Below are 26,108 nucleotides of genomic sequence, written 5' to 3' on the forward strand. Positions count from 1 at the left end.
CCCTTTTATTGCGTCGCAAGTTCCATTATCGTTTCTTGTGTCGCTTCTTCCATCGTTAGCTCGCCTTTAACGGAGCCTTCCGCCATGACATATATTCGATCACTCATCCCTAGTACTTCACCTAGTTCTGAAGAAATCATAATAATACTCATTCCTTCGTTGATCAATTCGTTCATTATTGTATAAATCTCAAACTTCGCTCCTACATCGATTCCTCTTGTCGGTTCATCCAATATCAAAATCTTAGGTCCAGTAAACAACCATTTACCAAGTGATACTTTTTGTTGGTTTCCACCACTGAGTTTCCCAACAATCTGTTCAAGTGAGCTTGCTTTAATATAAAGCGAATCCTTATATTCAGTTCCTATCTTCACTTCTTCGTTTAAATTTAGTATTCCCTTTGTGGAGATTCCTTTTAGATGCGCTGCTGAAACATTACTCTTAATATCCTGTAATAAGAATAAGCCGTCTCCCTTACGATCCTCAGTCACATAGGCAATACCAGCTTTAATAGCTTCACTTGTATGCTTTAGTTCTTTTGTTTCCCCAAACATTTTCATGTTGCCCTGTAGCTTATAGTTTTTAGGGTTACCAAAAATGCTGAGCGCAAGTTCTGTACGACCTGATCCCATAAGTCCTGCAATTCCAATAATCTCGCCTTTTTTCACCTCAAGCTGAACGTTTTTTACGACATTCCGACCAAGTTGGGAATCATAAGCAGTCCAATCAGATAATTCTAGAATCGTTTCACCGATTTTCTTGTCCAGACGCTTTGGATAAATATCTTCTATGTCGCGGCCTACCATATTTTTTATAATGACATTTTCAGATACTTCACCGTTACTCGCGTCTAGAGTACAAATCGTCTGTCCATCACGTAATACTGTTACTTTATCTGCAATGGAAATGACCTCCTTTAGCTTATGAGAAATCATAATGCAGCTAATTCCTTGGTTTTTCAGTTCCTTTAGAAGTACCAATAAATTTTCACTGTCATCCTCATTAAGTGCGGCAGTTGGTTCATCTAATATAAGCAAGTTAACATCCTTACTTAGAGCTTTGGCAATTTCAACTAGCTGTTGTTTCCCTACACCTAATTCCTTGATCAATGTTTCTGGAGTCACTTTTAACTTTACTTTTTCCAACAAACCGGTTGCTTGAACTATCGTTTTATTCCAATCTACGAAGGGACCTTTTTTAAGTTCGTTTCCAGCAAATATATTTTCATACACAGTCAAATCTGGAAATAGTGCTAGCTCTTGATAAATAATTCCAATACCAACTTTGACACTATCTGTTATTTCATTGAACTGTTGAACTTTTCCTTCAAATACAATATCCCCATCGTAAGTTCCATATGGGTACACTCCACTCAGCACTTTCATCAGAGTCGATTTTCCTGCACCGTTTTCTCCAACCAAACAATGAATCTCACCTTTTCTCACTTTGAAATTCACATTTGAGAGGGCCTTGACACCTGGGAATTCTTTAGAAATACTATTCATCTCTAAAATATAATCACTCATACTATTGCCTCCCCTTACTAAAACAAATAAAAATGGAGAAATAGTGATAGATGAATCTATCACTATTCTTCCTTTTCAGATGTTTACTCTAAACCAGTGAATTCGCTTGCCTCGTAATACTCAGAGTCGATAAGCTCTGCTTTTACATTTTCTTTATCAACTACGATTACATCTGTTTGTTTTGCTTTTACTTCAACTGACCCATTATCGTAAGAACCTGTTGTTTCTGGCGTGTTACCATCTAGAACTTCTATTGCCATTCCCATTGCGTCCTTTACTAATGTACGAACATCTTTGAAAACAGTCATCGATTGTTGTTCATCAATAATGTATTGAATTGAAGCTTTTTCTGCATCTTGCCCAGTTACAAAGTAATCTGTAATAGCGCTGTCAGAAGCAAATACATCTGCGATAGAACGAGCAGTTCCATCATTTGGTGCAAGAATTGAAACATTCCCTTTTAAATCGTCACTAGCTGCAGTTAAATGTGTCTGTGCTTTATTTTTAGCATCATTGGCATCCCAGTTCGTTGTAATCTGACCGATGATTTTACCTAATTGGTCACGCGATAGATCCGCTGAATCTTTTAACGCTTCTGCTTCACTTGAGTTAGCTATCTTGAAAGTTCCATCTGCAATTTTCGGCTGAAGCACTTTCCAAGCTCCTTCAAAGAACAAGAATGCATTGTTGTCAGACGCTGCTCCTGCATACAAATAAAGTGGTACATCTGAGCCATCTGCATTGTCTACTAAATACTGTGCTTGTGCAGCTCCAACTGCTAAGCTATCAAAAGTTACATAGTAATCTACTGCATCCGTATCCGTTATTAAACGGTCATACGCGATAACTGTAACATCCTCTTTTTTCGCTGCTTCCACTGCTGCAGCAGCTGCTGCTCCATCATGAGGTGTGATGATTAATACTTTAATTCCTTTATTTAAAAGTGCTTCAACATTTTCTTTTTCTTTCGCTGAAGATCCTTGGCTAAACAGAATTTCCGTAGAATAATCCGAATCTGCTAAAGCATCTTTAAAGCGTTGCTCATCTTGAACCCAACGCGGCTCATCCTTTGTCGGTAATACGATACCAACATCTACCGAACTGTCCCCGCCATTATTACATCCTGCGGCCACTAATGCGAAAACCATCAAAATAACTAAAAAAGTTAACCCCTTGAACTTCTTCATTCTTTTATCCCTCTCCCTTTTTCTAAAAAGTAATTACTCCTTAATTATAAATTCAGAATATTAATATGAAAGCGCTATCAACTGTATTCTTTTATCATTACCTATACTTTTTTAACTTTTGGAATAAGATATTGGGTTTTGGACTAGAATTTAGGTTTGATTCTTATATAGGTCAATATGAAAAATCGGGCAAAAAGATGCTTTCCTCTCTCAAAAGAAACCTAAATATGCCATTGATTTCCGAGTGAAGGCTTATCGCTCACCCTGTGTAGGCTAATAGGAGGTTGGTCATGCAGCTGCCGCTGTACGCGGGGAACTTAGATTGTCCTCTATTTTGGGTGATACTCATAGCCATCGTTCCTTGGTTTCTTCCAAGTCCCAAGAACCCAGTACTCATGAGATATTTTTAGTTACTAATGAAGAGGCTGGGACAGAAGTAGAAATTTTATTGGATAAGGAGAAAGCTTTACTAAATAATGGATATTTAATTAGATTGATTGGAATGGAGGGGCGACTCCTACAGGAATATCGTGACGCCTGAGACTACAGGCTCAGGCCACGCCCGTGGAAAGCGTCCCTGGTATGTAAATCAATTTTGTGCACAGCAAAAAAAACAGCATTGTTCTCACAGAGAAAAATGCTGTTTTGGGGTTCTGTCCCAGCCTCATGAATATTCTGTTTCTCGAAGTAACAAAGCAGGTTCTAGATCTGTATTTTGATCCAATTTATTTTAGTCCATTTCGAAAGAATAAGCTCCCTCTACTTTACAAATTTTTACGGAGTAGTTGATATACCAATCTGACTGACCTTTATTCTGTGCAATCCTGTGCGCTGCATTATCTTTCCAACTCTTTATGGCATCCATAGAGTCCCAATAGGAAACAGTAATTCCTAATTCATTATCTCGAGCACTTTCTATACCTAAGAAACCCTTCTGCCCTGATGCTAACTCCTCCATTTTTTTTGCCATATTTCCATATCCATTGTCACCCTTCGTCCGCTGTGATGCAAAAATCACTGCGTAATAAGGTGGTTCTGGTGTGCTTGCAATTCCACTCATATACATCTTCCCCCGTATCTAATACGAACCTAAGTATTCCGTTTCTATTTCTGTCTCTATCAAGTGTTTATCATATGATACTTTATATGCTTTTGCTGCTGGTCTTGAACTTACTATTTTATATATCTTCTCATCAATATAGTGGATGGCAACACCGTCATCTGTCGCTATTCCTGGTTTAATTTTATTGGTAGCAACAAGGTTCTGATAAGCAGGTCTCCTATTCGCCTCTCCGTTATAATGTGGGCAATTGCTTCCACTTAATAAGCCAAGACACGATATCGCTTCAAGATTATCCCCAAACGAATCAGTAACCCCTTCTTCAAACCAACAAATAGAACCTGCGCTTACGCCAGCCAAAACTACTCCTTGCTCCCATGCCTTTTTTATAATAGTATCAATTCCCCATGCCTTCCATAACGCTAATAAATTCTTCGTGTTACCGCCACCAACATAAATAATATCTTTATCTAATAGATAGTTTTCTAAATCTCTAGTTGGCGGCTTAAACAATGAAAGATGAGAAGGTACACAATCTTGTTTATCAAAAAAGTCGTAATATCTTGAAATATAATTCTCTGAATCCCCACTTGCAGTAGGAATGAAACAGATTTTTGGGATAGCTTTACCTGACTTTTGCAGAATATATGAATCCAATAATGGATTGTCCGGCTCCATAGAGAATCCTCCACCACCTAGAGCAATTATTTGTCTCATCATCTTTCCTCCATTTATATATCATCAACTCTAAAGATTTATTAGCTGGTTACCCTATGTTGGTCCAACAATTTTATTTACAGAAATAAGATTAATGACAATATTTATGTATGGCGCAAATATAAACTATCTTTTAGAAATACAAATTTTAAGCCTCATTACATTGGATATGTAGTGAGGCCCATTAAAGTTGTTAATTGGTAGCTGTAACTTCAAATATAGCACCAATTCACTATAAATACTCTTTCACAGTATAGTTTCCGGGCTTTCGATAAGTGCTTCTTTATCAGCCATTTCGCCATTCATCATCCCAAAGTTCCTGTTTTTCACTTCCTATATTTTTCTCTTTATCTTTTACAAACTCCTCAAACGATTCCATCAAGCGTTCAAGCAAAATATTTTCTTTTTCATAGGTATCTACTGGTTTCACATCAATCGATGAAACATTTGGTGGAACTCTAGTTAGCTTATGAACACTCACATCTAGGGCTTCCGCAATCGGCTTAATATAGCGTCCGTCTGGCACATCCTGACGCTCCCAGTTAGAAACAGTACTGATTGTAACTTTTAACTCGAGAGCCAGCTCTTCCTGCGACATGTTCTGTTCTTTTCGAACTGCACGTAATACCTCTCCTTTGATTTGCATAGTATAATCTCCTTTCTAAACATTATTTAATAAGTAACCTACTAATATTTACCCCAGTTCATAAATATTATGTAAATTATCTGATAATGACTAGAAAGTACCTATACTGAAAGAATAGTTATTTAGACTGACTAAATAGATTTGAACGTTATATACTATATATTGCCTTTCTTTTTTCCAATATAAAGTAAGTGTGAGGAGATTCCTAAAACATTGGGGTCACTAGCTTTTTCCGTTAATAATTTTATAACTTTCTCAAACTCATTTTCTCCCTTATCACGCCAGTAACTCCAATTATCACTGCTTACGAGAGCACCTATATTAGAACCAATTAGTGCTAGACTTTCAAATCCCTGTCCCTCCATAAATGGTTTTATTTCTTCTACATTAAAGTAATAAGCACCTGTAAATCGTCCTTCATCTTCATGATTAAAGCAGCCTGTTTGAGCAAATTGCTCGATATTATCCATCTCGTTATTTGGCTTCCAATTTTCAGGGTCTAAAAGAGAAGTTAAAACATGCCTAATTCTTGGCATAAACGCCACAAAAACAATACCATCTCTTTTCGTAACACGATATAACTCTTCTACCGCTTGAATACGATCAGTTTCTTCTTGCAAGTGATACAATGGACCAAGCATTAATGAAGCATCAAACTGTTCATCTTCCAGTATAGTAAGATCTCTTGCATCCGCCGTATGGAATCCATTAAAATTTTGTTCTACCTTGAGTTCATGCGCTTTATTTTTAGCAATTTCTACTAGCTTTGGGGTTAAATCGGTTAGTGTTACCTTATATCCTTCATTAGCCAACTTCATAGAATATTTCCCTGGTCCGGCACCATTATCTAGAATACTCCCATTCTGAGGAAGATACTTTTTAATATAGTGCCAATTCACTTGGAACTCGATAGGCTCTCTATCTAGTCTTCCCCATTCATCAAAACTATTGTAGTAGTCAATAATGTTATTCATATATGCACCTACATTCTTTTCATTTAATTAGTAGTTCAACACAAAGATAGAAAGTTCCTTCTATAAGTCTTCATATAAATAAAGACCTCTCTACAATTTAATAATGAAGAATTAGCCTTAATGGAGTTTCTAAGTATTATGTAAAAAAGCCCCCGATCAGTTCAGTAAATTGATTGGAGTCTTATTTTAGTTTTCGTCATTCCAAAATTCATCTTTAAAAAATGGCTCTAGCTTTGTTTCTCTAAAAAAATGTTTCATATGAGGTATGTTAATGTCCGCATTCGGCTGTAAAACTTCTTTCCTAAGTCGATTACACCAAATAGGGTCTAATTCTGGAAACCTTTCTTCAAACGATATTAGTTTCTCGTCCTCCAAATGAATAAAAAACCATACAATAAATGCATACATAATCGGAAAATCTCGTTGGATTTCCTGATGATATGTGACAAATGCTTTTATATAGTGATGAAATTCATGCCATTTTACATCTCCAAAACCACCGACAAACTTACGTTTATGCTGAGGGGTAAACGAAAAACTACTACCAGCATGCCAAGTACCAAGTTGCATTGTAAAAGCTGTAGTTGCACTTCTTCTTACTTCCATGTCCAGATCATTTAAATATAAATCATAGCGGTCATATGGAGGTACCATACCAGTATGAAAACCACCTACACCAACTCCAGTTAAAGCCGCTTTTACCTTTTCTATTATCGTCATAATTCACCTCTACCTTTGTTGGACATAATGCATTAGTTCTGTTCTGTACTTGGCAATTTCCTTACTCGGATTCGGATATAATTCAAGTAATAGCTGCATTAAATCAATCATGCCCTCCCTTGAATCCCCTAGCTTATAACGTACTACAGCAAGCATTGCACGAAATGCTTCCGAATCATGAAATTTCCCTATGCCATTATAGAGTATTTGTTCTGCCTCTTCATACCGATGGAGTGAAAAATAATTAAAACCAAGATCCATATAAGCTTTTTGCTTTAATTCCTTTGGTAACTCTAGTTCAATGGCTAACTCATAATACTTGATGGCCTCATTTGCATTGTCTAGAACACTATAATTCCATCCACATTCAAAATATATACGCCCATCTTTATCAGGGATACTTTCTAATATTTTTATAGACTCTTCAATCTTTCCGTCTCGTCGCATTTCTATAGCTTGTTGAAGTTGTTCCATAATTATTACCTCCCTCGCAATTAAATTACTACTTCATGTATCTGGAATAATTGTAACCGCTATTGTTCGTACAGCGGTATCTTTTTCGTCTTGGTTCCTCGAAGAAAGATAGTATTTAGTTAAGATTTCTTTTAGCTCATCTTGAAATTTCAAGAAGTCTACATCATTCATTTTTAATTCGACTAAAGAAAATGTCGCTCCATCATGAGAATGATTCTCTATTTTCTCTAAATAGTTTTGATATTGAGTCATAAGCGATAATTGATAAAAAGATACAAAATCTAGTTTTTCTTGTGAAGATGCTTGATTCCATTCATCTTGGTCAAGTTTTAGCTTCTCCTCATTAAGAGCATAATATTTCTCAGAAACGGATTTTACTTTTTTTTCTTTCATCACATGAATTATCTCGGAGTCCAATAACACTTGTATATGTCTGTAGAGTGTTGCTTGTGGCACATCCTTAATGATTTTGACCATTTCTAATGGTGTTAGTCCATCTTCTTTATTCCTTAATAATGCTTGAGAAATTTTCATTCGTACTGGATGCATTAGAACTTCCACTTTATTTAACATTCTATCCCCTCACTTGGTTATTCTTATTCTCATTATAAAGAATAAGAATAAGTAGTGCAAAATATAACACTCTATGTTATCATTATCAATAATGAAAATGAACTTTGAGAAGGAGTTGGGATTATGCAATTACATTATGGAATAAATGATTTAAAAGATGTTGATTTAATGTCGTTTCTACCTATTATACTTCCAGTTATTTTAGTAGGATTTATACTTGCAATGGTTGCTTTAATAGATTTGTACAAAAATAAAAAAAGTAGAAATAATGTACTCATATGGACATTAATAATAATTTTTGGCAATACAATTGGACCTATTCTGTATTTTGTTATAGGAAGAAAGGATAGTGAGCGAGCTTGAAATTGGAAATCAGAAATGTAAAGAAAACGTTTAAAAACAAAACTGCCGTCGATAGCTTCTCGATGGAGCTACAATCAGGAGAGTGTGTCGGACTAATCGGACCAAATGGAGCTGGGAAATCGACGCTTATAAAGTTGATCGCAGATATTATAAATCCCGACACTGGTGAAATCCTTTTAAACGGAAAAAGAATTTCCTCAATGAAAAAAGAAATTGGGTACCTACCACAATATCCAAACTTTTTTAATTGGATGACTGCCAAAGAAACACTTATGTTCATGGGAAAGCTTTCAGGACTAAGTAAAAATGGATTAAACACCTCTATACCAAACATTTTAAAAAAAGTTGGATTAAGCGGAGAGGAAGATTCAAAAGTAGGTACATTTTCAGGCGGCATGAAACAGCGACTTGGTATTGCTCAAACCTTACTACATAAGCCTTCCCTAATTATAATGGATGAACCAGTCTCAGCCCTAGATCCCATTGGTCGCAGAGAAGTATTAAACCTTATTCAAGAAATAAAAAAGGAAACAACCATCCTCCTATCAACTCACATTTTAGGTGACGCACAAGAAATTTGTGAGCGATTTATAGTTATTAAAAATGGGTTGAAAATCGAGGACACATCGATTATTGAACTGCTTCAAAGAAACAGCGACAACAAATTAAATATAGAAATAACACAGAAGGATCAAAAATGGATTGGCACTATAGAAGAATTACCTTATGTGAAAGGCATAGAAGTAATTGGGAATCAACTAAAGGTGAAAGTTGAAAACCTAGAAAATAACAAGAATTTATTACTCGGTCATGCACTGAAGCATGATGTAGATATTGTAAAGTTTGAAGTCGGAAACGATACATTAGAAGACATTTTCTTAAAATTGGTGGTGGAGAAATGAATAGTTTTATAGTCTTGATGAACAAAGAATTTACCCAGATGGTCAGAGATTTTAAAATCATTTGGCTCCCTCTAGTCTTTATCCTATTAGGAATCACCCAGCCTGTAATGACCTATTACTTGCCTACCATATTAGAAGCTTTAGGAAGCGGTCAAGGCATTACAATTGACCCAAATATTGCTGCTCAGCAAGGGGGAGAAATATTAGCTGGCACACTAGGTGCACAGTTTGATCAGCTTGGGATTATAATAATTGCAATCTCTTTAATGGGAATCATCCAAACCGATAAAGCTAACGGAATGTTGGCCTTTATATTAACTAGACCAGTACCTGTTCGTTCATACATAGGAGGTAAAATTGCTTCGAATTATATTTTTACGGCATTTAGTGTTGCTGTTGGATACCTTGCATCCTATCTTTACGTGAATCTTCTATTCACAAATGTAGCTATTTTCGATATGCTTACTGCCCTATTATTCTATCTTGTTTGGATTCTTTTTATTATCACTTTTACGACAATGATTAGCACTCTTATAAATAGCCCAGGGCTTATCGCATTAATATCCATTGCTTTTTTAATAGGCTGCCGACTTATCGTTGGATTAAGTTCCATGATAGATATAATAAATCCCGCCAGTATGAGTAACCATGCAATGGAAGTGCTTATAACAGGATCTGTAAACTCTAACGCTATGGTGAATCTAGTAGTATCCCTTCTTTGTGCCGCCATAGCAACCTATATAACAAGCTATTGGATTTCCAATAAAAAGTTTAGTAACGAATAAGAAAAGACTTCTCAAAAGTTTAACCAACTAATGAGAAGTCTTTAATTTTATTAATTTCTTTTAAAAGGACTAGTTTTTAAATTCTTATGGTAAATGTTAATCTCCTCATGATAATCTGCCTTTAGTAAACTCCTTAAGATTCGTACAAACGCGTATACTATAAATGATTCCATTGTGATCATAAAGCATAGCCCAAACAAATCAGCATCATAAGCAAATTCAACAACGCCCACAACACTACCAATCATAAACAACATGAAAAGGATTACTATGACAAACAATAAATATTGTAAGACTTTTATAAGCGATAGTTTTCGCGAAAAATACATAAAAGCACCAGCAATCAATGCATGAATATGTATTGGTATATCAATCACAGAGAATGAGAAGCTCTCTTCCCTCACTATTTGTAAAAACAACCAAACACTAAATAAACTTGATAGAACCAAGAAAATACTTGGATGTATTCTGAAGGAATGAACTTTCTTATACTTCTCTTCTAGTTTAATAGGTTCTTCTCTTGTAATTGAACCAACCGGAATAATTTCGGAGAATGTCCCATTTCTGCTATAGCTTGTTTTTTCTACACTTTCTAATGCACTTATTCGTTCTTTAATGGGGATATTCCTTAAGTCGATATGAGTAACATCTATCGGGATATTGTGTTGATCAAATAATTCCAACCACTCGTCCAAGTCCTTCATATTAGAGTGAGTAAAATGTTTAATCTGTTTTTTCCCTGTGTCATCTTTCCAAATGATAAATAAGAGAGCATTAACTCTGAACCTTCTTACAGGAAGCGGTTGGTCCAATAGATCGGGTATGAAATTTTGAATACGTGAAATCAAAACCGACTCCATTTGTTCAAAGAGGACTAGTTCAGTCTGTTCTTCCTTTGTTCTCTCATCAATTCCATGGGCAAAATACCCCTCATCCGTTAACTTCACTTCAAACGTCCATCGTTGATACAAAGCAAAATTCGAAATGGAAAGCTTACATAACCATCCAAATGAAACACCAAATATAATACCTAAAATAATATTTTCTACTCCCTTTACATAGAAACCATATCCGATTAATAATAAAGAGCCTAAAAATATCCCTCCAAATAATGCAATAATAACCACATGAAGAAACTTTGCCCACTTAGGGAGCTTAGTAGTAAAGTTTCTACCTCCCCCTTGCATTTCCACTTAACATCACCGTCTTCTTTCTTTTAACAATTCTCACACTTGTATAATTTACGCTCCTTCTCAAGTCTAAGTTTCTATGTCTTTTATCTCGTTTTTTTAGAAACAAACGTGCCTTTAGTAATACGAAGAACCAAAACGTAGCACCAAAAGAACAAACTTTATAGAATTGTAGAATACTTTATAATAAATGTTTAAAGGACTTGTAGATAGCGTCTAAAAGAATTAAAAATAGAAATGGAAGAAATACAATAATTCATTTATCTCCTTTACCCTTTGATTAGAAAACTTGTTGATTTTAAGATCCTACATTATTAATCCATTCATCTCATCTTCCACATCGGTATAGTTGTGTATAGATTTATTTTTCCAAATTGTGCATCCTAATCAGCCTCGCCGTCGCCTAAAAGATAGAAACAACAAAGGGGGTTTTCCTCATGGAACAGAGAACATTGATGACACGGATCCGGAAAGGCGAGGACGATGCTTTTGCTCAACTAGTCAACCCCTTGATAGAAAAGGGTTACAGGACCAGTTTTAGTATTCTCAAGTCGAAAGAACAGGCAGAAGAGGTAATCCAAAATGCGCTGATCGAGGCATACCGGAATATTATGAGTGGAAAGGATATTACCTATTTCAACACATGGTTCTATAAATTGGTTACCAATCGATCAATCGATGCTTGGAGAAAGAACAATCGTCTGAAGGAATCACCGCTTGAAATTGATGTTGGGACAGAAAAACATGCTGTTATAGAAAGCGTGTTAAAAGAGGAAAAAGAAAACGAGATTAAAAAGGGCATATCATCCCTTGATAACAGCGACTACCAGACCGTTCTCATCCTCTATTACTACCAAGAACAAGCAATCCAAGAAATATCAGATTTGCTAGGACTGAAAAATTCGACTGTTAAATCCCATCTTCGCAGAGCAAGGAACGCTCTGAAAAAAAGGTTGATTGAAAATCAGTTTATAGGGGTGAATTCACAATGAAGATCGATGAATTGTTGAAGAAAGAAATTGACGAACAGATGGAGAAAATCCAGGCCCCATCTTCCATGTATGAATTTGCAAAAAACATAAAGGAAGAATCGGAAAAAAGAGCGGATTATGAAAAATCGACAAGAAGAAAAAGAGGTTGGAGGAAATCACAGTTTGTAATTGCCGCAGCTATCAGTCTTGGCGTCTTAACAGGGTCTGCATTCCTAAATCCAGCTATGGCAGAAGTAATGTCAAAAATCCCGTATCTAGGACAAGTATTCCATAAACCAATACAAGTAGTAATGTTAGAAACCTTGGAGAAAGAAGGATATAAACCAGATGGTATCGGCATGGGCATATCGGGACAGAAGGCACTTTTTGACATAAGGCTAAAGGGCACGGAAGAATACGTTAAGCAAGAAGAGGATAAAGTTTTAAGAATATTGACTGAAACTTTGGAAAAGAGAGGGTATGATAACTACGAGTTAATGGTTTCTGACGCAAGAGAGGTACCCCCCGTACTAAATGAAATAGATAAAGAAAGGGACGAACTAGACGAGGAGTTGATGTCGGACTTACAGGGAGCAGGCTATCCTATAATGAATGTCAACACATTTGGCCCTGTAGTCAATGTATATATCCCGATTGCCGATGAGGCAAAGAAAGTAGAAATCTACAAAGTCGCAATTGAACTTTTGGAAGCAAACGGTTCACCGAAACAGGTTCAGGTTATAACTCGGGACGTTACGGAAGAGGAAATTGAGAGTCAATGGATGTCAGCCAAGACAAGCATTGAAGAAGGACTTTTTCTAAAAAAAGAGTACAGGGTAGCTGACATTAGATATTCCTACAAGCCTGAAAAAGTGTCTATTACCATCATGACTAACATGAAATCATCAGATCCAGAGACTAAAGAGATCGTAACTAAAATCCGAAAAGAAATTACTGAGTTTCTGGATAGTGAAGAAGTAAAAAGAATGACAGAGAATCAGAAATATGAGCTAATTATCCAAGACAAGAACGGCAATGATTTCCCTTAATAAAATCAAGTTATAAATACAAATATTAATTATTGTAGTGTCTCAAACTCTTAGAAAAACCTGAATTTTATTATAATGTGATTGGAGAAAACCAAAATATCAAAATGGTCATATGCCCCACTTAAATAACAAACCAGTATAATTTAAAGGAGGAGTTTACAATAAGAGAAAATCCTATAGATTTAAATATTCGAAATTTAAGTTATGTTATAAGGTTGGCAAAAGAAGATGATGCGAAAAACTTATCTGAAGTACGATTGCAGATTGATAGCGAAACAGAAAATATGGATAGAGAAAAAGGGGAAGCATACATTGATGAAGTAGGCTTTAGACAACTTATCAAAGAAGATACAGAAAGTGACCATAATCTTTTTTTAGTTTGCGAATCAAATGGAAGAATTGTAGGGTTCTCAAGGTGTGCAGGCAATCAGTTGAAAAGAATGTCCCATAAAGTTGAGTTTGGAGTTTGTGTACTAAAGGATTTCTGGGGATATGGCATTGGTACAAACTTCTTAAAAGAAACAATTAGATGGGCCGATACAAGTAACATTAAGAAAATTACTTTGAATGTACTTGAAACCAATGAAAAAGCCATAATGCTTTATAAAAAATATGGTTTTGAAGAAGAAGGATTATTAAAGATGGATAAGCTACTATCAGATGGAAATTATTATAATACCGTAATTATGGGAAGGTTCAATAATAATAGTACTAATTAGTTTATGAAAAATAGCCCTATTTTTGATCAATCTTTGTTCAAAATAGGAGCTATATTTTTTATTAGAGTACAAAATAGTTTCTCTAAATAACCGGAATATTTTTTAATTATTCGAAAATGAAAAAACTACTACAGTTAGGTTAACTGCCCATGGATATGCTATAATTTTTTCGCAATAGGTATGCAGGTGATCAGCTATTTATTATCATAACGTACTAAGTCGTAGTGCATAAAAATACTGCACAATTGGATGCTTTAGCTTCATCTTTTCAGTCATGTTTAAAATTCGTTTTTTTCCAACACGTCTGTCCACCAAAGCTAGGATATTCAATAGGATATCATCGCTCTCTATGCTTTCCTCTATAGAAGTGGATAAGAAGTTATTAGCTACAACGATAAAATTTGATTTACTTAATGATGACTGCGCTAACAACATCTCCTTTGCATATTCTGATAATTTCCTCCCCCTTGCAATTACTAGTAGACGATCCTCCGGAACTGTCCCCTTAGTTTGTTTTCTTATCGCTTCAATTTCCTCTTCATTGATAGGAATTTGGATATCTGGGTCATTCTTAATTTCTTGTTCCGACTGATACCATCTAATAAAGGTAGTTTTATCATTCATATTGAGTATATTCTTTTTATCTACCGCAATATAACAAAGTCCTGCTTTATCAGGTAAATAACGATAGCTGGTTGCAGTGTATTCAACCCTTCCAAATAATGCAGGACAGAGAAAACTCTCCAGATTTTGCTTCAATTTGCTCCAGGACATGTAAGTCTCCTTAGATTTTATATTTTTAATATTTGTTGAGGCAGTCGTTCTATTATCCATAATACAATAACCAACATATAGATTAAACTAAATACAAGGAATAAGTGTGACTTGAATTTCTGATGTACCTATAATAGTGAACGAATAAAATATCCAGACTGATGAAAAAATAACTACAATGAATAAGAATATAACATTAGACATGGAAAAAAGGCCACCCAACAGTTTAGCAAACTGATGAAAGACCTTCTCTAAAATTAGTCATATGCATTTTTTTACACATCGAATTGGTCAAGCAGTGCAAAACGAACTGGAAACCCTTAATTTATAAAGGGTTACTGGCTCTTATTACATCATGCCGCCCATTCCGCCCATATCAGGCATACCCATACCGCCAGCTCCTGCTGGTTCTGGAATATCTGCTACTACTGCTTCTGTAGTTAAGAATAATGCTGCTACAGATGCAGCGTTTTGAAGTGCTGAACGAGTTACAGCGCTGTTTATTCACGATTAATTAGAGAAGCACCACTTCTCAATATATTTGATATATTTCTATTATGAAGTAGCTGTTGTGTTTTGTGAAGTAGTATCTGTAAATAGATGAAATAGCACTCCTACTCGATTGTTATATTGTTCAATAGCTATGTTACTTTTTAAGAGGTGGTTATGGTTGACCTTCTATTTACTTTGCTCTAATTGAGCTCCCATACTTTCAGTTTGAATATCAAAAAAGAGCCCAACATACGTCAGACTCTTCCATTTTTTATAAATTAATTGAATAAGCTCTTCTTTTGTAATACCACCGAAGTATTTAGGTACTTCTACGTTTGTTAATGGAGACTAGCCGTTTACTTAACTGATTTTATTCATTATTACAACTATTAAGTATCCTAAAGACTTCACTGTAACCCTTTAAATCAATATCTGGGATATTCATTATTTTATCCTTGTTTTTACAAATTATCCGCTCACATTTTATTTTATAACTAGAGCCATTACTTTTGGAGTACATATTAGACCTTGAAGCCATACTTGACTCTAAGTCAACAAGAGCATAATTTAAAATACGTATACACTCGCTATCCCATTCCAAATATTCAAAAGAAAGTTCTATCAATTCAGCCTCTCTAGATTGAAACCTACTATAATTATCATATTGAGAACCTGCATCAGTCTTAAAGAACCAACTTGAAACTTCAAAAATATATTCTTTGAACACACCGTTGCAATTAAGTATCCGCAAATTTCTCTCATCTTGTTCAAATGAATCAATTAGCTCTAGCGTTTGTCTATTCACAACTTTTTTAATGTCTACATGTGATGTATATCTATCTAAAATTTCAACCAAAACAATCCAAAAGTTTTTTTTGAAATCATATGTAAAATAATCTGAACTATTTAACCACTTGCATAAATCGTTCACAACAAACTTTGAATTGAGAGACACAGACAATTCGAGTAATTGAGGATAATAGCTGTAGAAATTTAAGAAATGCATTGCATCACTTGAAATGACTTCTACTATGCCTTGTCTTACATTTTCATGATTTGCTTCCAATATATCTTTCCAAAACTTCTTATTTGAATTATTAACGAATTGTCCCTTTCTATTATGACGACCCTCTAATTTTTTAAATAGTTTTTGGAAGAAATCCTTAGAGTTTTTCTTATAAACTGCATTTACATCATTCATTATTATCTTTACGGAGTCTTGTTCAACTATCTCTGGAAATGGATAGTATTGATATAGATTCTTTAATTCCCTTAATAAGTATTCCTCACCACCAAGAACATAAAAATCACTTAAATTATCCATCAAATAGTTCCAAAAACTTTCTACAGTTGAACTATCAATTGTTATACGTCCTTTCGCATGAGCACAATCATTCCTGATATTTTTCCAATAATTATAGGCTGTTTTAACCTGTTCACCATTTGTGAAATCTAAAATCGCTATCTCCTTTTTGTTGCTACTTGAACAAGATGCATCTACAATTGTATTTAAGTAATTTTCCCAACTACCATCATCTTCTAGTTTTTTTATAATTTCATCTTCCCAAAATTTAGGGTTAGGTTTAACAAGCTCTTTACCATAAGTACACTCCAAAATCCTTCCTCTTAAAGTAACTTTAAAGGAAAGATACGACATAATAAAAGCAGACTTATATGCTCCATTTTTGTAACAGCGTACTGATTCCTCAAAAAGGTCATTAGCAGCTTCATTTTCCTTAAAAGGCTTATTTTCCTCAACCCACTTTTCGATTTGTAGCTTCATAAATTCCTCCAAATTATTATATTAATATTTTCACCTTCGTTTTCCGTTACTCACTTTATATTAAACAAAATCTTTTATGAGGTCACAAACCTATTATAACATTTTATTTTTTTGATTATTTGAATAATATGAGAGAAAATAAAAAATGGAGCAGTCCCATTATATTTGCCTGCTCTTAAAATTTATATTGTTCTCTGTAGCTATAAGTGCCTAATAGTATGTATCATAAAAGAGAGTGCAAAAATTGGAAAATACCCCGTATCTACTCACAAAAACCCTAATATTTAATTCTTTTTAAAACACTATCCACATATTAATAAAATCATTATTTTACTATTTATAAGAGAAATTATTAAAAGACAGTCGCTTTATAATATTTATATTCTATTGAAAATAATAAAATTAGCAAAACTTCAACATTAAAATTCTTACGATTTACATCAATTATCGGTTTCTCCAATAAAGTTAATGCCCTTTTTATATAAGAGAGAATCAAACAAATATTTAGTATCCCCGCATCTCCATTTTCACATAAATATTCCCTGCTTCAAAACTTGAAATTCCAAACTTTTCACTCGCTAACTCAGCAACTAGATTATCATGTATCTCTGGCACATAACTTTCACCAAAATTAGTAATCTGATTATATTCGTTCTTCATATAATCATAGATTTCTTCATCGTCACGTACTTCTCCACTTACTTTTTCATTTACTTTTTTCCGTTCTAATTCCTTTGCAAGGTTATTTTGTTCAACATGATGCATTACTTGATTCGTCTCATTTGTAAATAATTTCCTATCTAATTCAGAAGTAAGTAACTCCCTTTTAATCTCTATAAAATTTTCTATAGCAGAACTTTCAAAATCATTCATTCCATTTTCAGCATCTTCTACTACTTTAATTAAATCATATTCACTATATTTATTATTATCTTCACCAAAGTACAATTTTTCTAATGCGTTATTATACTGCTCTTTTATCCAATTAAAATCTTCGGCTCCAAGATTATCCTCTAATTCTGAAGTATTAAAGTCACCATCCATATAATTCTCATTAATATATTCTTCAATTAAGACTTTAATTGACACATCATGGTCTGTGTCCTTAATTTCAATGAGAAGTAATTCCTCATCATTATAAGATTCAACTTTCAATTTTTCTTCTTTTTCTTCTAAATTGTCAAAAAATAAACCTAACCCCCATATTCCCCCGACCACTATGACTGCTACAATTAGAAACAAGCATCCTGGTTTACGATTTAAAGGTTTATGTTTTTTATTATTTACTTTTCTGATTGCATTCTTATTACCATGTTTATTGTTATTTTGCAAACCTATCATTCTGCTGATGTTTGTGTCATACTTTTTAACATTTTTATTAATATTAGTGTCGCCTTTAGTTGCAGGTTTACTATTATAATTTTTATTTATGTTAGTATCATATTTCATTCTCTCTTTTTCCTCCTTACGCATACAATTTATTCTCTCAGAAAATTTCTAATAGGATAACAAATTTGTTAATTCTTCATATGAATCCTTCAAAAACTATCAATTCAATAGTACCATTTAAAAAACACAAGTGATAGGTAATATTAACTAAAGTATTTTGTGTTTATTGAATTTAACTATGTAATAAACAGTATATTTAAACTTAACTATTAGATACTAGTAGACTCTTTTATAATCTTAGAGAAAAAAAGATGTAGCATATAGCTACACCTTCATAATTATTTCCACTACTCTTCGTTTTTTAACTTCTCTGATTAAAGTGCTCTTAGATATTCCAGTTAAATCTGCTACTTGATTATATGAATTAGTTTCTAGTAAACCAATTGCATGGTCTAGTTGCTTCTTAGTGTATACTTTCTTTCTTCCTTCTCTATAATCTACGTTTTGTCGTGCAATAGCTTTACCTTCTTGTGTACGTTCAATGATAGTGTTTCTTTCCATTTCTGCTACTGCTAATAAAGTTTGTAAGAAGAACCTTCCCATTGAAGTATTTTCAAGTAATCCAATGTTCAATACTCTTACTTTAATATTCTTAGCGAACAATTTTTCTACTAATTCGATACCTTCTTTTGTGTTACGTGCCAATCTATCCAATTTAGTTACGATTAGCATATCTCCATCTTGTAACTTTTCTAGCAACTTGTTTAACTCTGGTCTGTCTGTTTTCGTACCTGTAAACTTTTCTTGATAAAATACAGTTGCACCTTCTTGCTCCAATGCTTGAAGTTGACTTTCTAATTCCTGTTGTTGTGTCGATACTCTCGCATATCCGTATATAGTCATGATTATTTGCCCCTTTTCACCATTCGATTATGACACTTAGTTATGACACCGCTCTATAAACTGATAATACTACATCGACGTTTCGGTGTCGAATCTTTTAAGTTATGACACCGTTTGATAATGGAGAATAAACTTCACAAAATTAAAGTAGCTAAAAGAAAATTATTCTTGAGCTAATCAATAGTCATTATTTAATTCATTTAACCTTTGACGGTACTAGATGATTATTTGTTTTGCATCATTTGGTGACTTATCTCTTATTTGAATAGCTATATCGTTAATGAAATGGGTTTCGCCATATAATCTTGCCACTGGGGATTTATGTTAAAATAAATAGAAATTGTGAATGTGTTCACTTAAACTAAAGCAGCAGGTTAGTTGAACAAGGATTAGCCACAATCAGGAGAGAATTCTCAAAAGGAAAAGTAGATAGGAGTAAACTATGTTTAGTTTTTTATTTGAATTAATTGCAGGATTATTCGGCAGTGTTGGAAATAGTGACACTTTAAATACGAAAAAAATTGACCAAAATATTGAACGGTTAAATCAATACGATTGGTTTAAAAAGATTTACGAGGATGAAGAATATCACCGTTTGTTTTTTGTAAATAAACACGTCAGACGTTATTTACAAAGCACAATTCGTGTTAGAAAAATTATTCGTAGTAAAGAAGCACGAAGAAAGCTATTGTACCTTCTTGATAAAGAAATAAAATCATAATTTTCTAATTGAACTAAAGCCGCAGGTTAGTTGAACAAGAACTATGATAAAATTCATAAAAAGTGTCGGAGTGACTATATGAAATATACATGCCAATGTTGTGGATATAAAACCCTTACAGAAGGAACACGGGATAGTTATGAAATTTGTAAAGTTTGTTATTGGGAAGATGACCTTGTACAAAATGAGGACGAGGACTATGAAGGTGGGGCAAATGAAGTCTCTTTAAGACAAGCACAAAGTAATTTTAAGTTGTTTGGAGTAAGCGAAGTGATATATAAAAACAATGTAAAACCAGTTGTTGGGGGTTACACCAAAGACGAAGATACCAAACCGCTGGATATAAAATTAAGTGCAGAGGTATATAGAATAGGTGTTTTAATAGGACTTCTAAACATCCAAGATGTTATAAAATGGGCTGACAATGTAATTGAACAATGCGATACACCACCTTATGAAATAATTGAATTGTCATTTTCTGCTAAGGAAAAGTTAGAGGATATTACTTTTAGATTAATGGAAATCAGGGGAGATTTTGATGATAACGACCTGTCTCCTAAGGTAATACTTGGATTACTAAATCAATATCTAAATACTCCAGAAGATATAGCTAACGTGATTGAAAAACTGGACAAGTTAATCGAATATTTACCAGATAGTTATGAAGGGATTGAGATGGAGATACATTTTTTAACAGATGGGTTTTATTTAGCTGAGGAAAATATATATGGGGATTTAAAAGAAGTACATAGTAATCTAAAGGAATTTCTCATTCGCTTCATTGATTATACAAAATATCTTGCTTGATGTTATTTAACTAACGAAGCAGTTTAGTTCAATAAGTGGTGTCGGAATTCTAGATATCTTAGAGGGGTTAGAGGCGTTAATCCATTAATGGATTAATGCTCTTTTTGTTTGTTTAATCATAAAACTTGATGAGATGATAAAGATTATTTTCAACTCTTAAATAAGTAATTTGAAAAACGTGACGCTTTCATTTTATTTTACGTCTAAGTATATAGAAAGAGGTGAACATTTTGGATCAAGAAGAATTAACGAAATGGATTGATGAATATGGAGAGTCCATTTTAACCTACATACTATTAATAGTGAAAGACTACCAACATGCAGAAGACTTAACGCAGGAAACCTTTATAAAAGCTTATAAAAATCAACATAAATTTGAACAGAAATCTACGGTGAAAACGTGGTTATTCTCTATCGCTTTTAATGTGATAAATGACTATTTTCGAAAAAAACATCCGTTACAACATTATTTGGGTATAACTATAGCAGAAAAAGACTACAAGCCAATTCCTGAACAAATCGTAGTAATGAATGATCAAACTGAACAATTATATAGGTCCATTCAACAATTAAAACCTTCCTACAGACATGTGATCATTTTGCGGAAGTTAAAAGAGTTCTCTACGGAGGAATCATCTATCGTTCTAAACTGGTCCGAAAGTAAAGTGAAAATGACTTTAAAAAGAGCTTTAGTAGAACTTAAACATGAATTGTTAAATGGAGGGTTTACCTATGACAACTTTCTTAGATGAAGAATTTAGTGATTTGGAACAAGAATTAAAGATGACAGACAAATCAAAAAGTAATTTAAGGAATAAATTATTGCAGAATACAGTTACAATCAAAAAACGTGAACTTAAAAATAATCGGGTTTGGCAATACAATACTATTACTGTCATATTAATAGCAGCCGTCATAATATTTCTTGCTACACAGTCATTAGATACATTAAGACATACTGCATTTAAGGTGTCATATAGTGATGAGATACTTGAACCAACAGAAGTTAAGATGATGGATAAAGTAGTAGTACAAGATTATATTGAATTTACGATACAAAGTAATAATTTTGGTAAAATAATCAATCCATCAAATTCAGGACCTACTATAACTCCTAATTATAAGTTTAATGGGAATAAGGGTGAAATTTATTTAGATATTTTAGTAACTGTAAGAAACACATCATCTACTGAGTTATCTGAGGCAGATGATTTTATGAGTATTAAAATCATCTATGATGAGAGGGAAGAATTTAATTCATTTACTAGTTTTGAAAAAGTCGGAGAGAGTAAATTTACTAGTTTAAACAATTCAAGTATTAAACCGTTGCAGACTAGAGTGGTTCATTTTTTAACCTCTGTTCCAGCAAGTATAGAAAAAGATGGTAAACCATTAAAAGCAGTAATAACAGCCAACGGGGAAAATTATGAGTATGTAATTCGATAACGTAAGATTAAAGTATAATTTGATGATTTTAAAAATCCGTTCTTCAACTCCCATGAAAATTAAAAAATACTCAAAATCTATAAAATTGCATAACAAAAGAGACTCAGAAAAAGCTTTTTTAAAAAAAGGCTGAGCCTTCAGAATGTTTATATTGAGTTAAAAGGTAAATCAGGAACCAACTCCATTCTTCTATAAATAAAGGCAAGGCTGGTGCAATAACCAGAGTAGGATTAATATCCCATGAGTGCTACTCGTATAGAGTGCGACAGTCTGTGATGCACCGTGGTCTTTGGAGTCAGACTAACGGATGGGCTCTATGGCACCATAGTTCATCGACCTTCTTCGCCAACCATACTGATCTATACCCGTTCTGAAACAATTTTCATCCTCTGTGGTGCAGCGTTTTTTTGCTGCATGGATGGCTAACGGGTGCTTTACTTCAAGATGGAGTAAAGCCGCAGGTTAGTTCAATAAGGAAAATGGATTTTTGCTTGTTTAAATGAAAAGTTTATTTAAAAATGGAACCTCAACTCGTTTTAAACGTATTCAAGTAAAGCCTCAGATTAGTTTTATAAAATAATTTATGATGAACACTACAGTGGTTTCAAATGACATTGTAGGTTTTTGAAGAAAAAGTTCGTTATTTGAAAAGTGGTGAATTATGAAGATATTTAAAAAAACTATCGACTTTCTCAACAGATGGAAGAACATAGACATATGGGGAGACAGGAACGAGGGTTTATCCGATGATGATATAAAATATATGGATAGCATTCCATCTCAAAATCCGTATGGAGTGGTAGGAATGATTATTAGTGGATTTGCTTTCGTATTTCCCAAATATCCTTTTTCTATTATTACTCTTATCTTTTGTATAGTAACTTTTTTTACTTTTGATAAGGAAAAAGAAGATAATCCTTGGACGTTTATTATGGGAATAATATTATCTTTAGTTGGATTATTAATGTATATTACAGGTGAAGTTCATCAATTAATAATCTAGTATAATGTTTTTGTTTTCAGAAGAGAAAAAAAGGTGTTTTTTTGTGAAGGACTTCACTTAAAGTAACGGTGTGCTTTAGTAAAAAAAGGCAGGAGAAAATGAGCTTTGTGATGCTTCTACAAGCTCTACTAACTATCAGCTAAATATCTATATATTGCAAAATGGAGGGTTTATCTTGAAATGGATTTTTATTTTAATTAGCGCCATGGTATTAGCTGCTTGTAGTGATTCAAAACCATCCATAAGTAAAGAAGTTACAGTGGATAACGAACAAACACAAGTATCTGAGTCATCTGAAGAAATTGATGTTATTGAGCCAGTAACAGAGGTACGTGAATTAACACCATTAACTTTAGACGATTTTAACAATCGTTATGAACTTGATACGGAATATAGTGAACCGTTTATAAATGGCAAATTTGAATTGAAAGATGGTTCTATTGTATATGCAGATTGGTATTTTTATTTAGAAGGGAAAACCTTTGATTATGCAACTGGTATATTTATAGATGGTCAACTTGTTGAAGCTCAACTGGAATTAAAGGACGGAGTATCTAAAGAAGATGTGTTATCTGAGTTAGGTTTGTCTAAAGCAGTAGATTATGAACTAAATGAGAATACAAATATTGTAGATGTGGTTATTGATGAGCGTTTTGATGATGCAAATATTAGTCGTCTTCCTAATGAGTGGGATTAAAAGATTATGTCCAAATACTAAATGTCACATATCAATATTCCCCCATCGAATCCTATCGAAGCTGAAAATGCTATATTGGTGTATTCAAAACTGTTGATTTATAGGGTTTTTAAAACAGCTAAATAAACTAAAAACCTCTCGAGCTCTAATTTACTTCGATAGAAGTGAAATATTCGAGGAGCAGATTGCAGAAAACAGCTGGTATATAAGGGTTTTTATCAAATAGTAATATTATTTTTAGTACCCCTATCGTCATTTAACTGGAACTAAATATACAGCTATACTAAAAAGCATATCAACTATTGTGGCTGATATGCTTCGGTAACATGATAATCTTATTTTATTACTTCACCTTCATACAATTTCCAGTTAAACTATCTTTTAATTCTACAATGAAAGTAAAGGGCATCATATCTTTCTTTTCTGTACTAATCGTTGACCAATCTTCGCCGTTATAATTATCTCCACCATATACAACAATGCTATCACCTATAGATTCTATGTCTGCAATTGTTCCAGACCAAGTCACGATATTTTTAGCTATAAAATCATCCCATGTTACAGACTTTTGGTCTTTTGACAAATTAAAATAAGCTTCAACTTATGGTAAAAAGTCAGAACCATTTTTCATTAATTCAGCAACTTGTTTTTGTTCTTCCGAAGCATATTTTAATTAAAAAACATAGCAACACTAGTTAATATTGCTATGTTTTAACTAAATATTCTACTGAATTTATCGCAACTCTAATAATTCTGTGAATATTTCACGTCTTGCACTATTAGATTTGTTTGTAAAATTAACCTTTCTTACCCATTCAACTAATTCACCCTCTAACTCCCCTGTCAATTCTTCTGAATTTTGATAGGCAAAAAAGCCAGTTAAATATAATATATAGTCCATTCTAGAGATATAATCTCTTAAACCATTATTTTCTACAAAAACTAACGCTTCCTCTAAAGCAGTTAATGTTAGTTCAATTATTGATTTAAAAACAGCAGGATTTAATTTTGTCAAAACAGTCTCTTTAGTATCCGAAGGCATAGGAGCATAATTTGTGTTATGTGCTCCACCTTTTTCAATAACTTCATATGCAGGATTTAACGCTGCGATTGGATAAGAAACGTTTGTAGTAAAAGGTGAAAATAACTCTTCATATCCATATTCATTAGCCTTCTGTTTAAATGGCTCTGTATAATCTACATAGATATCTAAATTATAAACCTTTAATTTAGAAAAACTCATTTGTAATGCCGTTACTCTACTACCAGCATTATTTAATACTTCAAACCATTCAATTTGCTCATCTTCAGTTAAATTTTCTGCAATGTTAACTGTATAGTTGTAACTTCTAATTTTAGTACGTACACGTAATGCAATTGCAAACAATTCATTAAAACTCCCTTTTTCCTGTAGGTAACTCATTAATACTTTTTCACTATCATTTAAAAGTATACCAACTGGAATTTGCGAGTTTGTAATATTTCCCTCTACAATTCTAAAGGTTCCTCGTGAAAAATCCAAAACGATATTCCGAAAACTATCATGATTAATAAAAGCTTTAAAATTTGTAGTTAGACGCTGCTGACCATCTACAACAGATTGATGGTCTCCTTTAATATCTGCATAATTTACAATCTCACGACTTAAAAAAGAAATTTGAGGAACATCATCTTCAGTTGCATCGCTAATCTCATTTATAGATATCGGAGAAACTGGCGCTTTACCAAATAGTTGAAAATCAAATAAATCCACTGCTTTCTGAAGAGTCCAACTTAAATCACGTTGATATAAAGGCAAAGTAATTTTATTGTTTTTAATTCTTTCACACATAGTAGCTATATCCATCTGATGTGTTTTTTTTGTAGGGTTGAAACTAGTTGCTACTTCAACTTTATTACTAATTCTCATTTCTATTTCCTCATTTCTATATTTGATAATCTTACAATATATCTTCCCTCAAAAAAAGTCAAGCTGCTAATTATAGCAGCTTGAATTTTTAACTTCATTTATATAAAAAAAAACATTATAATACCGTCAAAACAGCACTTATTAAAATAGCTGCTACCAAAAAACAAATTTTAATAAATATAAAACAAGAAGTTATTGATAATTATATGGAAATAAATGTGACTTTTTTTAGTATAAAAATTGGTTTCATGAAAAAAAGCTTTGAAGACCCATATATATGTTCTTCAAGCTTTTTCTAGTTGTTATTTTATTTCATCTTAATAGCCGC

At 33.4% G+C, this 26,108-nt stretch carries 27 protein-coding genes and 2 pseudogenes; 12 read left to right on the forward strand and 17 right to left on the reverse strand.

Annotation, left to right across the window (positions count from 1 at the left end; genetic code table 11):
- Positions 1–5: 5 nt before the first annotated feature.
- The 9 genes from ACQCPR_RS16545 to ACQCPR_RS16585 form a co-directional block, all read right to left on the reverse strand.
- Positions 6–1,526 (reverse strand): ATP-binding cassette domain-containing protein, encoded by a 1,521-nt coding sequence (locus tag ACQCPR_RS16545; RefSeq protein WP_427137580.1) that lies wholly within the window; start codon positions 1,524–1,526, stop codon positions 6–8.
- A gap of 83 nt (positions 1,527–1,609) precedes the next feature.
- The gene (locus ACQCPR_RS16550; RefSeq protein WP_093495965.1) at positions 1,610–2,713 is read right to left on the reverse strand and encodes a sugar ABC transporter substrate-binding protein; all 1,104 of its coding nucleotides are present in this window, start codon (positions 2,711–2,713) and stop codon (positions 1,610–1,612) included.
- Between the two features lie 730 nt (positions 2,714–3,443).
- On the reverse strand, positions 3,444–3,773 hold the full coding sequence (locus ACQCPR_RS16555) for an antibiotic biosynthesis monooxygenase family protein (RefSeq protein WP_427137581.1): 330 nt from the start codon (positions 3,771–3,773) through the stop codon (positions 3,444–3,446).
- 18 nt (positions 3,774–3,791) lie between these two features.
- Positions 3,792–4,490: a peptidase E gene (locus ACQCPR_RS16560; RefSeq protein WP_340931116.1), complete on the reverse strand. Its 699-nt coding sequence runs from the start codon at positions 4,488–4,490 to the stop codon at positions 3,792–3,794.
- Positions 4,491–4,776: 286 nt separating this feature from the next.
- Complete coding sequence (locus ACQCPR_RS16565; protein WP_427137582.1) at positions 4,777–5,136, reverse strand: helix-turn-helix domain-containing protein; 360 nt, start codon at positions 5,134–5,136, stop codon at positions 4,777–4,779.
- A 155-nt stretch (positions 5,137–5,291) separates the two neighbouring features.
- Positions 5,292–6,110, reverse strand: a complete 819-nt coding sequence (locus ACQCPR_RS16570) for a class I SAM-dependent methyltransferase (RefSeq protein WP_427137583.1) — start codon at positions 6,108–6,110, stop codon at positions 5,292–5,294.
- A gap of 186 nt (positions 6,111–6,296) precedes the next feature.
- Positions 6,297–6,830 carry a hypothetical protein gene (locus ACQCPR_RS16575; RefSeq protein WP_427137584.1) on the reverse strand — a complete coding sequence of 178 codons (534 nt, stop codon included), beginning with the start codon at positions 6,828–6,830 and terminating at the stop codon, positions 6,297–6,299.
- Between the two features lie 9 nt (positions 6,831–6,839).
- The gene (locus ACQCPR_RS16580) at positions 6,840–7,304 is read right to left on the reverse strand and encodes a hypothetical protein (protein ID WP_427137585.1); all 465 of its coding nucleotides are present in this window, start codon (positions 7,302–7,304) and stop codon (positions 6,840–6,842) included.
- A 33-nt stretch (positions 7,305–7,337) separates the two neighbouring features.
- On the reverse strand, positions 7,338–7,877 hold the full coding sequence (locus ACQCPR_RS16585; RefSeq protein WP_427137586.1) for a helix-turn-helix domain-containing protein: 540 nt from the start codon (positions 7,875–7,877) through the stop codon (positions 7,338–7,340).
- Between the two features lie 123 nt (positions 7,878–8,000).
- Here ACQCPR_RS16585 and ACQCPR_RS16590 point away from each other — a divergent pair, with 123 nt between their 5' ends.
- Genes ACQCPR_RS16590 through ACQCPR_RS16600 form a run of 3 tightly spaced genes read left to right on the forward strand, consistent with a single transcriptional unit; the run spans position 8,001 to position 9,927 of the window.
- The gene (locus ACQCPR_RS16590; protein WP_241600244.1) at positions 8,001–8,240 is read left to right on the forward strand and encodes a PLD nuclease N-terminal domain-containing protein; all 240 of its coding nucleotides are present in this window, start codon (positions 8,001–8,003) and stop codon (positions 8,238–8,240) included.
- Entirely contained in the window at positions 8,237–9,142 is a 906-nt protein-coding gene (locus ACQCPR_RS16595; RefSeq protein WP_427137587.1) for an ATP-binding cassette domain-containing protein, read from the forward strand. The genes ACQCPR_RS16590 and ACQCPR_RS16595 overlap by 4 nt, the downstream gene beginning before the upstream one ends.
- Positions 9,139–9,927: an ABC transporter permease gene (locus ACQCPR_RS16600; protein ID WP_427137588.1), complete on the forward strand. Its 789-nt coding sequence runs from the start codon at positions 9,139–9,141 to the stop codon at positions 9,925–9,927. The genes ACQCPR_RS16595 and ACQCPR_RS16600 overlap by 4 nt, the downstream gene beginning before the upstream one ends.
- Before the next feature lie 50 nt (positions 9,928–9,977).
- Here ACQCPR_RS16600 and ACQCPR_RS16605 read toward each other — a convergent pair whose 3' ends face one another.
- Entirely contained in the window at positions 9,978–11,120 is a 1,143-nt protein-coding gene (locus ACQCPR_RS16605; RefSeq protein ID WP_427137589.1) for a hypothetical protein, read from the reverse strand.
- Between the two features lie 434 nt (positions 11,121–11,554).
- Here ACQCPR_RS16605 and ACQCPR_RS16610 point away from each other — a divergent pair, with 434 nt between their 5' ends.
- From ACQCPR_RS16610 to ACQCPR_RS16620, 3 genes are all read left to right on the forward strand, one after another.
- Positions 11,555–12,109 carry an RNA polymerase sigma factor gene (locus ACQCPR_RS16610; protein ID WP_090568943.1) on the forward strand — a complete coding sequence of 185 codons (555 nt, stop codon included), beginning with the start codon at positions 11,555–11,557 and terminating at the stop codon, positions 12,107–12,109.
- Positions 12,106–13,137 carry a DUF4030 domain-containing protein gene (locus ACQCPR_RS16615; RefSeq protein WP_427137590.1) on the forward strand — a complete coding sequence of 344 codons (1,032 nt, stop codon included), beginning with the start codon at positions 12,106–12,108 and terminating at the stop codon, positions 13,135–13,137. The genes ACQCPR_RS16610 and ACQCPR_RS16615 overlap by 4 nt, the downstream gene beginning before the upstream one ends.
- A 215-nt stretch (positions 13,138–13,352) precedes the next feature.
- Positions 13,353–13,856, forward strand: a complete 504-nt coding sequence (locus tag ACQCPR_RS16620) for a GNAT family N-acetyltransferase (RefSeq protein ID WP_427137591.1) — start codon at positions 13,353–13,355, stop codon at positions 13,854–13,856.
- A 204-nt stretch (positions 13,857–14,060) separates the two neighbouring features.
- Here ACQCPR_RS16620 and ACQCPR_RS16625 read toward each other — a convergent pair whose 3' ends face one another.
- The 5 genes and pseudogenes from ACQCPR_RS16625 to ACQCPR_RS16645 all read right to left on the reverse strand — a co-directional run bounded on the left by ACQCPR_RS16625 (position 14,061) and on the right by ACQCPR_RS16645 (position 19,197).
- Complete coding sequence (locus tag ACQCPR_RS16625) at positions 14,061–14,630, reverse strand: SF0329 family protein (RefSeq protein ID WP_427137592.1); 570 nt, start codon at positions 14,628–14,630, stop codon at positions 14,061–14,063.
- A gap of 348 nt (positions 14,631–14,978) precedes the next feature.
- A pseudogene (locus ACQCPR_RS16630) lies at positions 14,979–15,122 on the reverse strand (hypothetical protein); the annotation flags it as partial.
- 370 nt (positions 15,123–15,492) lie between these two features.
- A complete protein-coding gene (locus tag ACQCPR_RS16635; protein WP_427137593.1) occupies positions 15,493–16,905 on the reverse strand; it encodes a hypothetical protein in 1,413 nt (470 codons plus the stop codon).
- Between the two features lie 504 nt (positions 16,906–17,409).
- Positions 17,410–18,354, reverse strand: a complete 945-nt coding sequence (locus ACQCPR_RS16640; RefSeq protein WP_427137594.1) for a hypothetical protein — start codon at positions 18,352–18,354, stop codon at positions 17,410–17,412.
- Positions 18,355–18,618: 264 nt separating this feature from the next.
- Entirely contained in the window at positions 18,619–19,197 is a 579-nt protein-coding gene (locus ACQCPR_RS16645) for a recombinase family protein (RefSeq protein ID WP_427137595.1), read from the reverse strand.
- Positions 19,198–19,639: 442 nt separating this feature from the next.
- Between ACQCPR_RS16645 and ACQCPR_RS16650 the strand changes: the two genes are divergently transcribed.
- The 6 genes and pseudogenes from ACQCPR_RS16650 (at position 19,640) to ACQCPR_RS16675 (ending at position 23,871) form a co-directional block, all read left to right on the forward strand.
- On the forward strand, positions 19,640–19,918 hold the full coding sequence (locus ACQCPR_RS16650; RefSeq protein ID WP_427137596.1) for a hypothetical protein: 279 nt from the start codon (positions 19,640–19,642) through the stop codon (positions 19,916–19,918).
- A 78-nt stretch (positions 19,919–19,996) separates the two neighbouring features.
- Positions 19,997–20,188, forward strand: a pseudogene (locus ACQCPR_RS16655) (CPCC family cysteine-rich protein); the annotation flags it as partial.
- A 758-nt stretch (positions 20,189–20,946) separates the two neighbouring features.
- Positions 20,947–21,477 (forward strand): RNA polymerase sigma factor, encoded by a 531-nt coding sequence (locus ACQCPR_RS16660; protein WP_427137597.1) that lies wholly within the window; start codon positions 20,947–20,949, stop codon positions 21,475–21,477.
- The gene (locus tag ACQCPR_RS16665; protein ID WP_427137598.1) at positions 21,458–22,171 is read left to right on the forward strand and encodes a hypothetical protein; all 714 of its coding nucleotides are present in this window, start codon (positions 21,458–21,460) and stop codon (positions 22,169–22,171) included. Before ACQCPR_RS16660 ends, ACQCPR_RS16665 begins: the two co-directional genes overlap by 20 nt.
- Before the next feature lie 661 nt (positions 22,172–22,832).
- A complete protein-coding gene (locus tag ACQCPR_RS16670; RefSeq protein WP_090565145.1) occupies positions 22,833–23,174 on the forward strand; it encodes a cell division protein FtsK in 342 nt (113 codons plus the stop codon).
- A gap of 175 nt (positions 23,175–23,349) precedes the next feature.
- Positions 23,350–23,871 (forward strand): hypothetical protein, encoded by a 522-nt coding sequence (locus tag ACQCPR_RS16675; RefSeq protein ID WP_427137599.1) that lies wholly within the window; start codon positions 23,350–23,352, stop codon positions 23,869–23,871.
- A 343-nt stretch (positions 23,872–24,214) separates the two neighbouring features.
- Here the strand turns inward: ACQCPR_RS16675 and ACQCPR_RS16680 are convergent, their stop codons facing one another.
- Both ACQCPR_RS16680 and ACQCPR_RS16685 read right to left on the reverse strand, forming a co-directional pair.
- The gene (locus ACQCPR_RS16680; protein ID WP_427137600.1) at positions 24,215–24,454 is read right to left on the reverse strand and encodes a hypothetical protein; all 240 of its coding nucleotides are present in this window, start codon (positions 24,452–24,454) and stop codon (positions 24,215–24,217) included.
- A gap of 150 nt (positions 24,455–24,604) precedes the next feature.
- Positions 24,605–25,780: a DUF262 domain-containing protein gene (locus ACQCPR_RS16685; protein ID WP_427137601.1), complete on the reverse strand. Its 1,176-nt coding sequence runs from the start codon at positions 25,778–25,780 to the stop codon at positions 24,605–24,607.
- Between the last annotated feature and the right edge of the window lie 328 nt (positions 25,781–26,108).

The sequence above is a fragment of the Psychrobacillus psychrodurans genome, from assembly GCF_050209195.1.
Classification (GTDB): Bacteria; Bacillota; Bacilli; order Bacillales_A; family Planococcaceae; genus Psychrobacillus; species Psychrobacillus psychrodurans.